The sequence below is a fragment of the Leptospira yasudae genome (assembly GCF_003545925.1).
GTDB lineage: Bacteria > Spirochaetota > Leptospiria > Leptospirales > Leptospiraceae > Leptospira > Leptospira yasudae.
The window spans coordinates 1-1618 of the sequence record NZ_QHCU01000020.1; the positions used below are offsets into that span (position 1 = coordinate 1).

At 47.4% G+C, this 1618-nt stretch carries 1 protein-coding gene and 1 pseudogene; both read left to right on the forward strand.

What is annotated here, in order from left to right:
* A pseudogene (locus DLM76_RS21375) lies at positions 1–237 on the forward strand (methyl-accepting chemotaxis protein); the annotation flags it as partial.
* 11 nt (positions 238–248) lie between these two features.
* On the forward strand, positions 249–1618 hold a 1370-nt coding region (locus DLM76_RS21380; protein ID WP_147455823.1), incomplete at its 3' end, for a methyl-accepting chemotaxis protein.

Sequence of the window (1618 nt, forward strand, 5' to 3'; positions counted from 1 at the left end):
GAAATCTCGCAGAGCGCGAACGAACTCATGACTTTCAGCTTGCAGATCGAAGAAGCAGTCCTCGAACAAAAGCGGGCGACCGACGAGATCACGAAAACGATCGTGAGCATCTCGGACGGAACTCAGGAAATCGCTGCGGGTGCGGACGATCTTACCTCATTCTCCGCCGAAATGCACGGACAAGCGGAACAACTCGGACAACTCATCGGCAAGTTTCAAACAACGGATTCGGAATAGGAGCAAACATCATGAGCATTCGTACTCGAATTTCTTTATATCTCGCAATCGTTCTCTTTATCGGATTTTCCGTTCTTGCGGTCATCAACTCGATCACTTCGTATCAAAATCTGAAAGAGGAAGTCGAAGGAAGTTCCAAACTGACGGCCGAACGTTGGTCCTTGGAAGTGAAGGACATTCTCGATTCGACCATGTTCTATGTAAGAGGATTTCGTTCTCCTTTGATGTTTACCTCTCCTCCGAGAGCAGCGATCTTAGACTCCATGAAGGAAGTATTAAACCGAAATGCAAACTTCTACGGAATTTGGCTCGTGTACGAACCGAACGCATACGAAGGTCAAGACGCTAAGTTCGCGAATACTCCCGGTCACGACGCAACGGGAAGATTTGTTCCTTACATTCATCAAACCAAGGAAAAGGGCAAACTCGCTCTGGAAGCGGGCGTCGGTTACGAAAACACGGACGGCACAGGCGACTTCTATCAAATTCCGAAAAAGAAAAACGCGTATCTCGTAACCGATCCGTACTCGTATACGGTCGTAGGCGGAGATCAGATTTTGATGATTTCGGTCGTGGCGCCGATCAGCGTGGAAGGAAAATTTCGAGGAGCGTGCGGGATCGACCTTACGATCGCCGATCTTCAAAAAAAATTCGGAGACGTAAAACCGTTTCGTCAACAGGGATATCTAACGTTGCTTTCGCCTAAGGGTATTTATGCGGTCAACGGAATCGAACCGAGTCTTGTGGGGAAGACGATTCCCGATAAGGAAGACTTGGAAGCCTATCTGAAATCAAGCAAAGAAGGAAAGAACTTCAGCGAGTCTTCGAACGGATATACGCACTACTACTTTCCGTTTCACGTCGGTAAGGATGAAAACTATTGGGTAATGCAGGTAAGCGTTCCCGATTCGATTTATACGAAAGAAGTATTGAGCATTCTTTTCAAAAGTTTCTTAACGGCGATATTGATCTTGATTTCGGTTCTAATCTGCCTCAGTTTCATATTCCAAAAATTGATTACGTCCGGTCTGTTGAAGGCCATCGGATTTTCGGAAGAAATCGCGAAAGGAAATCTCGTCGCGGAAAAAACCTATCAACGTCAGGACGAAATCGGAACCCTTCTGGATTCCATGAACACGATGCGGGAGAATCTTCTCAAGGTCGTTCGAGAGATCGGAGGATCGGCAAACGTTCTTAAAGACACGTCCGAAAAGATGGCGGATTCATCGAGAAGTTTTTCCGATGTCGCACAAACGCAAGCTTCCGCTGCGGAAGAATCTTCGGCGGCGGTCGAAGAACTCGCTGCCTCCGCACAAAACGTCGGTAAGTCGATGGAGAAAGCAGTTTCCAGCATGAAAGAGATCGACGGAAACGTCGTACG